We start from the raw sequence: 8,260 nt of genomic DNA, 5'->3' as shown, positions 1-8,260 counted from the left end.
TGGAGGGATCAGGGGTAAAATTCAGGTACTTTTTCCCTGAAAATTAGGTAACTGACTACCTCAAAATCGGTAAAACCCTACACCCCACACCCCACACCCCACACCCTGCCCCCACCAACAAACTTTTTCAGCAGACCCTACCTATTCCTCGATAAGTTGCATGGGTGCGGTGCGGGGATCGATGATTTTCTGACCTAAACCCGAAAATTTGACCGCTAGATTCATTTTTTTGCCCGTACCGAGGATATGGGTCACTTCTCCTTCTCCAAAAGTAGAGTGTAACACTCGATCGCCTACCTGCCATTTTCTTTGATCGGAGACAGCTTTTTCCATAGGAACCACTTTTGGGGTCTTTTTCGGTTTCAGGTTGCTTGTGAGCAATTCTGGGGGCAATTCCTGCAAAAATTGGGAAGCTACCTTCATCTCTTTATTCCCCCAGACATATCTTTCTTTTGCGTAGGTTAAAAATAATTGTTCCTTGGCCCGAGTCACTCCCACATAACACAAACGGCGTTCTTCCTCAAGAGCAATGGGATCGTTTAAGCTACGATTATGGGGAAAAATGCCCTGTTCTAAACCGACTAAAAAGACGATAGGAAACTCTAAACCTTTGGCGGAATGAAGGGTCATTAACGAGACTTTTTCTTGACCTTCCTGAAGATTATCTAAATCCGAGGCTAAACTAGCACTAGCGAGAAATTCCCGTAGATTAGTTTCCTCGTTTTCCTCTTGGAATTGTACCACGGCGGTATAAAGTTCTTGGATATTTTCGATCCGGGTATCAGCTTCCTCAGTTCCCTGCTGTTTTAATTCATCAATATATCCCGAATTTTCCATGATTTGGTCTAGGATTTCACTAGCGGATAAATCGGTGATTTTTTCTTGCAGGTTTTGGATAATTTTAGCTAACTTATTGATGCTTTTAGTCGCACGACCGGCGAGAGTATTAACGGAAGTTTCATCGCTGATAATTTCCCATAAAGGTACTCCTAATTCTTGGGCAGCTTTGAGCAAATTATCGATTGTGGTTTTACCGATACCGCGCCGGGGAGTGTTAATAATTCTCAGTAAACTAACGGTATCGGCAGGATTGGCAATCACTCGTAAATAAGCGATCGCATCTTTAATCTCCTGTCGATCATAAAATTTAAATCCCCCGACAATATTATAGGGGATATTGTTGCGAATTAACCCATCTTCAAAGGGACGAGATTGGGCGTTAATTCGGTAGAGAATGGCAAAACTACCCCAATTTAATTCGGGGTTTTCTTGGGTAAATTCTCGAATTTTATCGATAACAAAAGCTGCTTCTTCCTGTTCATCTCTGGCTTTAAAAACATAGATACTATCGCCCCCTTCTCTGGTGGGAACAAGGACTTTATCGATTCTTTGACTATTCTTTTCAATTAACTTATTGGCTGCTTGCAGAATATTCTCCCGTGAACGATAGTTTTCCTGTAGTTTCACCATCGTGCGAGTATCATCATCGGGTAAACCATCACCAAAGTCCGCTTGAAAATTGAGCAGAATAGTAAAATCGGCCATCCGAAAACTATAGATAGATTGGTCGGCATCACCCACCACAAAAATTGATCGATCCGTCCAATTCCACTCACTTTTTTTCGTTTCACCATTGGTGGACAAAAGCCTAATTAACTCGTACTGAATCCGGTTAGTGTCTTGGTATTCATCGACTAAAATATGCTTAAATTGCGTGTGCCAATAGCCGAGAATAGACTCATTTTGCTGAAAAAGACGGACTGGAACCAGTATCAAATCATCAAAATCTAGGGCATTATTTTGCGCCAATTGCATCTGATAAGCCTGATAAACCTCAGAAATAACCTTTCCCCGAAAATGAGGGTTTTCTCTGGCGTAATCCGTGGGGGTTAAACCTAAATTTTTGGCATTACTAATCGCATAACGCAGATTGCGAGCATCAAATTTTTTATCGTCTAAATTCATCTGTTTAGTGACGATATTTTTCACTAAACTCTGGGCATCAGATTCGTCCATAATCGAGAAATTTCTTTGCCAACTATGACCATATTCATCCTGATATTTATTAATGTCATAGCGCAAAATTCGACCGCAAAGACTGTGAAAAGTCCCGATCCAGAGTTTTTTAGTATAATTCCGATAAACTTGAGAAAAGAGTTTTTTCTGTTCGTATTCTTCCAAAAGTTCTAATCTTTGACCGTATTTTTCCTGTGCCTTCTGTTGAGCAAAAGTTTTTTCAATTCTAGTTTTCATTTCCCGGGCCGCCTTATTGGTAAAAGTGACCGCGAGAATATTTTCCGGATCGACCCCGTGATGACGGATCAAATGGGCGATACGATAGGTTAAAGCGCTGGTTTTTCCCGATCCTGCTCCAGCAACCACCAACAAAGGGCCGCAAAAATGCTCCACAGCGATGCGCTGGGAAGGATTGAGTTGTTCTAAATAATCGGCTGTGACTGTCATAATCTTTGCATATAGCTCTGCGACCTCTATTACTCAGGCTACATCATCGAGACGGGGATCAGGCATTAGTCAACCCCTTAAAGAAATAAAAATTTTTTTGGCTAGTTTGTTTCAAGTCGTTCAAGATTCTAAGTTGTCCTCTACAATGGAATTAGCGGAGACGAAAGTTTCCGTTCACTCCTCACACCACACTCCGTCCGGACAATGTTCGGGCGGTTTCTTATTGAAAATACTAGATCTCTGCAAATTCCCTGTTACACTGTATGATCAAAGATTTCCGAGAATCTTTTCATGTTCAAATGTACTACTATGTGAGGGACATCACTTGTCTAAACGTTATTTGTTCACCTCGGAATCGGTTACAGAGGGACATCCCGATAAAATTTGTGACCAGATTTCCGATACCATTCTCGATGCTCTGTTATCCCAAGATGACCACAGTCGTGTAGCGGCTGAAGTGGTTGTCAATACAGGTTTAGTCTTGATTACTGGTGAAATCACCTCGAAAGCGCAGGTTCATTTCGTCAATTTAGTTCGCAGTAAAATCGCTGAAATCGGTTATATCAACGCAGATAACGGCTTTTCCTCGAATAGTTGCACCGTTTTAGTCGCTTTAGACGAACAATCTCCCGATATTTCCCAGGGTGTCACGGCTGCTCAGGAAAATCGCGAACTTCTCAGCAATGATGAACTCGATAAAATTGGTGCGGGAGACCAGGGTATTGTCTTCGGTTTCGCTTGCAATGAAACCCCCGAATTTATGCCCTTACCGATTAGTTTAGCCCACCGCATCGCTCGCCGTCTAGCGGCAGTCAGAAAAACGGGTGAACTGTCCTACCTGCGTCCCGACGGTAAAACGCAAGTATCGGTCATTTATGAAGATGGTCGTCCCGTGGGTATCGATACTATCCTTGTTTCTACCCAACACGATGCTACTATCGGCGATATCACCGATAATGATCTCGTCCAACAAAAGATTAAAAGTGATCTCTGGAAAGCGGTAGTAGAGCCTGTTTTCAGCGATTTAGAGATTAAACCCGATGCCAATACCCGTTATCTGGTTAATCCCACTGGAAAATTCGTCATTGGTGGACCCCAAGGCGACGCGGGATTAACGGGACGGAAAATTATCGTCGATACCTACGGTGGCTATTCTCGTCACGGTGGCGGCGCTTTCTCCGGTAAGGATCCTACCAAAGTCGATCGCTCTGCGGCCTATGCTTGCCGTTATGTGGCTAAAAATATCGTCGCTGCTGGTTTGGCCGATAAGTGCGAGATTCAAGTGGGTTATGCGATTGGGGTAGCTCGTCCGGTGAGTGTCTTCGTGGAAACCTTTGGCACTGGCAAAGTCGCCGATGATGTGATTCTGGACTTAATCAATAAATACTTTGAACTCCGTCCGGCCGGTATTATTCAAACGTTTAACCTGCGCGGTTTACCTAGTGAAAGAGGCGATCGTTTTTACCAAGATGTGGCAGCTTATGGTCATTTTGGTCGCAATGATCTCGATTTACCCTGGGAAAAAACCGATAAAGCCGCTATCCTCAAAGAAGCTTTGACTTCTGTGGTAGTATAGGGTTAGAAATTAACTGCAATTTTTGATTGAGGAGTAGAGTTTTAGGCTCTATTCCTTTTTTGATGTAAAGGACAAAACCTTTCAATGCTTTATACTAAATCCGTTGAGTATAGGCTACTTATGAGGACAGGAAAAAGGCAAGAGGCAAAAGGGTGAATAAATAATCAGATTTTCTAACCTGAAGATTAATCTTCAGTTTACTAGGCTAAAATCTGAAAGAATAACCAATTTTTAGCTTTAATTGACTTTGATCATGGCTATTAGTGGCAATATCTCCCTCGATACCGAAATCGATCACACCTTGACGATTAATTTGCTGACGAATTCCCATACCAGTGCGAATTAAAGCCCCACCATTACTATTATCGCTGGTAATTACGCCCAATTCTGCTAGAAAAGTGCGATCAAAACGTTTCGGATAACCAATCGGTCGCGAATAACCGAGAATGGCAGCGGGTAAAAAAGATCGATCGCCGTTATCGGGGTCAGTTTTTATGTTTAAATCGAGATTAAGATGCAAGCGATCGAATTGACCAACAGTTTTACTGGCAATTCCCCGCAGACGAAAATCTAATCCCCCGGCGTTATTTCCGGTCGGTAATCCCACATCGGTACGAATAGCAAAAGCAGGGACATTATCGTATTCACGATTGAAATTATAGAAAAAACCTACAGATAAATTTCCCACATCAAAACTTGTATCATCACTATTCACTCGTCCTCCTACTTGCGGATCGATGCCGATAAGAATATGACCATTGCGAATAATACCGTTGAGGTATTCAATATCAAATTCACCACCGAGATTACTATTTTCAGGAAAGACTAGAGTTCCTCCAAATTCTATCGATTGTTCCCCAAAACCCATACTTTCAGCATCATCAAAAGAAAGGGGACGACCGGAATCAAGATTGTTATGATCGTTGGCAAAAACTGGATTAGTAAAACTGGCAACTAAACCGACGGCAATTAATAAAAATCTTATCATTTTGTCGGTTCCTCTTGAGCATTGCTGTGGTCAGGTTTTTTCTCCGTATTAGCAGGGTTTTCTGGGGAGTGATTTTCGTGGTTATGGTGTTGGTGATCTCCTCCCTCATCTACTTGAGAATCATCAGGTTTTTTCTCAGAATTATCAGGATTTTCGTGATTATGACCTTCGTGAGAAATATCTGCTGGCATTAATCCCATACCCGGAATTCCTGACTCAAAACGATGATCATGTAGTCCTTCACCACCATAATTTTTTCCTGCTGCCATTCCTTGATGATTAGCGGCCATTACTAACCAAATAGCGCGGGTAATTTGTTCGTCTTTTTGTTGGGGAGTTAGCCAATCTGATGCCAGAATATCATTAACCATATCGTGCAACATATGCAGGTTATCAAAGGTGTTAGATATTGTGGGAAAACGTCGGGCAAACTTGGGACTAAGTTCGGCAAACATGGGCATAAAAGCTCGATCTGTGCGATATAATTCCTTAGTATGGTATTGTTTACCCACCTGTTTATAAGCCTGTTTTTGTTCCTCTAAAGTTTTCTCATAAAGCAAGTCATACATGGTTCCTTGTAGCCAATGGTAGCCCCAAAATAAGCCATTAACTTTCGGATATTTCTGGCGAAAAGCTTTAGAATAGGGCTGGGAATCCAGATAACCCATATTCATCGGTAATCCCGTAATAGCATAGGGAACTTTTGTCAAGTAAAATTGATATAATTTTTCAATTTCTGCTTCTTTTTCCTCGTTGGTTAATTTGCTGCTGGCTAAAACATCAACGGTTTGAGCATGGAAAATATGCGCCCACTCGAAAACCTGTTCTAAAACACCGTATTTTCTGCCAAAAGTTGGAGAAATATTACCCTCGTCGGGCATAAATTTAGGCGGATTTTTTAAAACCCAATTAATTTTTTGGTATGTCTTAGTTTCTAAATCTTTCGCTTTTCCCGTTACGATATCTTCGTAGGCAAAGGCATGACCAACAGCGATCGCATTCAAGTCTAAAGCTAAATCTCTGACATTATAAATGGCATTGTTATAAACCCCTCTTTGGGGATAAATATGATTACGTTGCTTGTTATACATCCAAGCTGGTATATTGTCAGGAACTGCTTGTAAAGTTTGAATTTGAGGTGACTGAGTATGTAAATGTTGAGCAATGACAGGAGTAGAAATCATTGCTACAGTTACCAATAAAATAAACTTTTTAATCATAGTTAAACCTTGAGATTAGGGCAGATAAATTGATCGTCTTTTACAGGTGTATCCGTCCATTCTTGCAGGGTTTCGGTTAATTGTTGACGCAATAAAAGCAATTGTTCCACCTGTTGATCGATATCAGCAATATGTTTAATTAATTTTTCCTGAATATCTCCACAGGGTAACTCACCATGGTCATGAATTACTAAACATTCGCGGATCTCATGCAGACTTAAACCCAAAGATTGTAATCTCTTGACAAATAGCAAGCGATGGACAGTATCGGGAGTAAATAGGCGAAATTTTCCCTCTGTCCTTTCAGGGGACTGAATTAGTCCTAATTCCTCGTAATAACGAATCGTTTTAATTGAAACACCACTTTCTAGGGAAAGTTGACCGATTTTGAGCATTATTTTTGCTCCTTAATCCTATCGTTACCCTATTATAAAATCTCCCCCCGACTGGAGAATCAAGGGGGGGGGAAAGAAATATTTTTTTAACTGACTTTACACTCAACTCCAAAACCGACCAAGAGAACTTTTTCTAAGGGTTCCCCCTGCTTGGGACGTTGATAGTTAATAATTTTGCGAATTCGCAGGTCTGGATTAATTAAAGTAATTGAATCCACGGAAACACTGCGAGTATAATTGGTGGTCATTAATAACTCTCTCGTGGTGGAATCAAAGCGAAAAGCGGAGATAATTGGTCTTGCTTCTTCGTAGGCGCGATCGCGAAGATAATCCCCTTCTAAATAACCGTTATTTTCTGTTTTAACCACAAATAAAAGATTAAGATTTTGTCGCACTTCTTCCCCTTTTTCCGAGATGGTATAGAAACCTAAATTAAACCCCGGGATAGTTTCTAAATCCGCAATATCAGCATAGTGATTATCTGTCAGAACTTTCTGTTTAATCTCCCTGGTGAGGGGTTGAATGAGAAATTCAGTGCGGGAACGTTCCACTTCTTGAGCAGCTAGATAATGATAGGTTCTTTCCGTTTGCCAACTACCGACACAGTGGGCAAAAAATTGCTGAAAAACTTCGGTACTCATAGATTTAATTCTCCCTTTGTCAGTATCTTAATTTTAAGTTATTTTATCAGTAACTTGCTCCAGATTTTCAAAACCATAACAATCTCGAACGAGATAAAGTGGTCATCCCTTGACTTCCTCGTAAACCCTGCCAATATATTCGCCAATAATACCAAGAGTAAGTAATTGAATTCCTCCTAAAAATAAGACAGCAACCATCAGAGAAGCGTATCTGGGTACATCGATTTCTAAAATAATAGTCCTGGGAATTAAAAAACTAGCATGAACAAGACTAACAAGTGTAATGATAAATCCTACATAAGTCCAGACTTTCAGAGGTAAAAAACTAAAAGAAGTAATACCATCGATGGCAAAATTCCATAATTTACAGTAATTCGTTCTTAGCGACGCAGAAGAGGAAGGTAGGGACGATCCCGGAATTCCTGACTAGAAACCCCGATTTCTAATTGACTTTTGCAGGTTTGATATAGGTAACTATGCAGATAAATTACTGTCCTAATTTGCTGTTTACATTGGGGACGAATATAAATTTTATTAACACTATGTTCACTGGTAATTACTGAGAATTTTTGACTATTAACTGCCCTATCTATCTAGTTTTGCATCTCTTGTTGCAGGAATTGAGCTAATCTTTGCAGTTTAGCAATTATTCCAGTTTTGGCATCTCCAGGACGGGTAAAAATTACCAATTCACTAACAAATTTACCTAACTTTTCTACCTCCTCATCGCTTATACTAAATTCGGTTATTAAAAACTGATTATTTATTCCCCCTTTTGCCTCTTGCCTTCTGCCTCTTGCCTCTCCTCATAAGTAGCCTATGCTCAACGGATTTAGTATAACATCAGCATTAGGCTGAACGATGACAGTAATATCATGATTTTTGCTAAGATACTTGAGTAAATTAAAAGTTCTGCCCTGAGTTCCTCCTTTGCTTGGTGGATAGGGAAAGGTGGAACTAATCATTAAGATATTCAT

6 protein-coding genes and 2 pseudogenes are annotated in these 8,260 nt (G+C 40.6%); 1 reads left to right on the top strand and 7 read right to left on the bottom strand.

Annotated features, from left to right (window positions below; translation table 11 throughout):
* Window positions 1-141 precede the first annotated feature (141 nt).
* Window positions 142-2,463 carry a DNA helicase PcrA gene (pcrA, locus tag IM485_RS04015; RefSeq protein ID WP_104396013.1) on the bottom strand — a complete coding sequence of 774 codons (2,322 nt, stop codon included), beginning with the start codon at window positions 2,461-2,463 and terminating at the stop codon, window positions 142-144.
* A 325-nt stretch (window positions 2,464-2,788) separates the two neighbouring features.
* Here pcrA and metK point away from each other — a divergent pair, with 325 nt between their 5' ends.
* Window positions 2,789-4,039 carry a methionine adenosyltransferase gene (gene metK, locus IM485_RS04010; RefSeq protein ID WP_104396014.1) on the top strand — a complete coding sequence of 417 codons (1,251 nt, stop codon included), beginning with the start codon at window positions 2,789-2,791 and terminating at the stop codon, window positions 4,037-4,039.
* Between the two features lie 205 nt (window positions 4,040-4,244).
* On the opposite strand, the gene IM485_RS04005 is transcribed toward metK, so the two are convergent.
* The 6 genes and pseudogenes from IM485_RS04005 to IM485_RS22905 form a co-directional block, all read right to left on the bottom strand.
* Window positions 4,245-5,027: a hypothetical protein gene (locus IM485_RS04005; protein WP_287741466.1), complete on the bottom strand. Its 783-nt coding sequence runs from the start codon at window positions 5,025-5,027 to the stop codon at window positions 4,245-4,247.
* Complete coding sequence (locus IM485_RS04000) at window positions 5,024-6,244, bottom strand: hypothetical protein (protein WP_353845998.1); 1,221 nt, start codon at window positions 6,242-6,244, stop codon at window positions 5,024-5,026. Before IM485_RS04000 ends, IM485_RS04005 begins: the two co-directional genes overlap by 4 nt.
* A 5-nt stretch (window positions 6,245-6,249) precedes the next feature.
* Window positions 6,250-6,642, bottom strand: a complete 393-nt coding sequence (locus IM485_RS03995) for a MerR family DNA-binding protein (protein WP_104396016.1) — start codon at window positions 6,640-6,642, stop codon at window positions 6,250-6,252.
* A gap of 86 nt (window positions 6,643-6,728) precedes the next feature.
* Window positions 6,729-7,283 (bottom strand): phycobiliprotein lyase, encoded by a 555-nt coding sequence (locus IM485_RS03990; RefSeq protein WP_287741460.1) that lies wholly within the window; start codon window positions 7,281-7,283, stop codon window positions 6,729-6,731.
* Window positions 7,284-7,316: 33 nt separating this feature from the next.
* A pseudogene (locus tag IM485_RS03985) lies at window positions 7,317-7,658 on the bottom strand (glycosyltransferase family 2 protein); the annotation flags it as partial.
* A gap of 464 nt (window positions 7,659-8,122) precedes the next feature.
* Window positions 8,123-8,260, bottom strand: a pseudogene (locus IM485_RS22905) (glycosyltransferase); the annotation flags it as partial.

Source organism: Microcystis sp. M169S2 (genome assembly GCF_020245865.1).
Taxonomy (GTDB): Bacteria; Cyanobacteriota; Cyanobacteriia; order Cyanobacteriales; family Microcystaceae; genus Microcystis; species Microcystis ichthyoblabe_A.
Note: the sequence above shows the minus strand (reverse complement) of the source record. Positions and strands in the feature narration are given on the sequence as shown.

Bases quoted from the DNA above. Each gene is read 5' to 3' on its own strand.
- pcrA (WP_104396013.1), bottom strand. From the start codon at position 2,463: ATGACAGTCACAGCCGATTATTTAGAACAACTCAATCCTTCCCAGCGC.
- IM485_RS04005 (WP_287741466.1), bottom strand. From the start codon at position 5,027: ATGATAAGATTTTTATTAATTGCCGTCGGTTTAGTTGCCAGTTTTACT.
- IM485_RS03995 (WP_104396016.1), bottom strand. From the start codon at position 6,642: ATGCTCAAAATCGGTCAACTTTCCCTAGAAAGTGGTGTTTCAATTAAA.
- IM485_RS03990 (WP_287741460.1), bottom strand. From the start codon at position 7,283: ATGAGTACCGAAGTTTTTCAGCAATTTTTTGCCCACTGTGTCGGTAGT.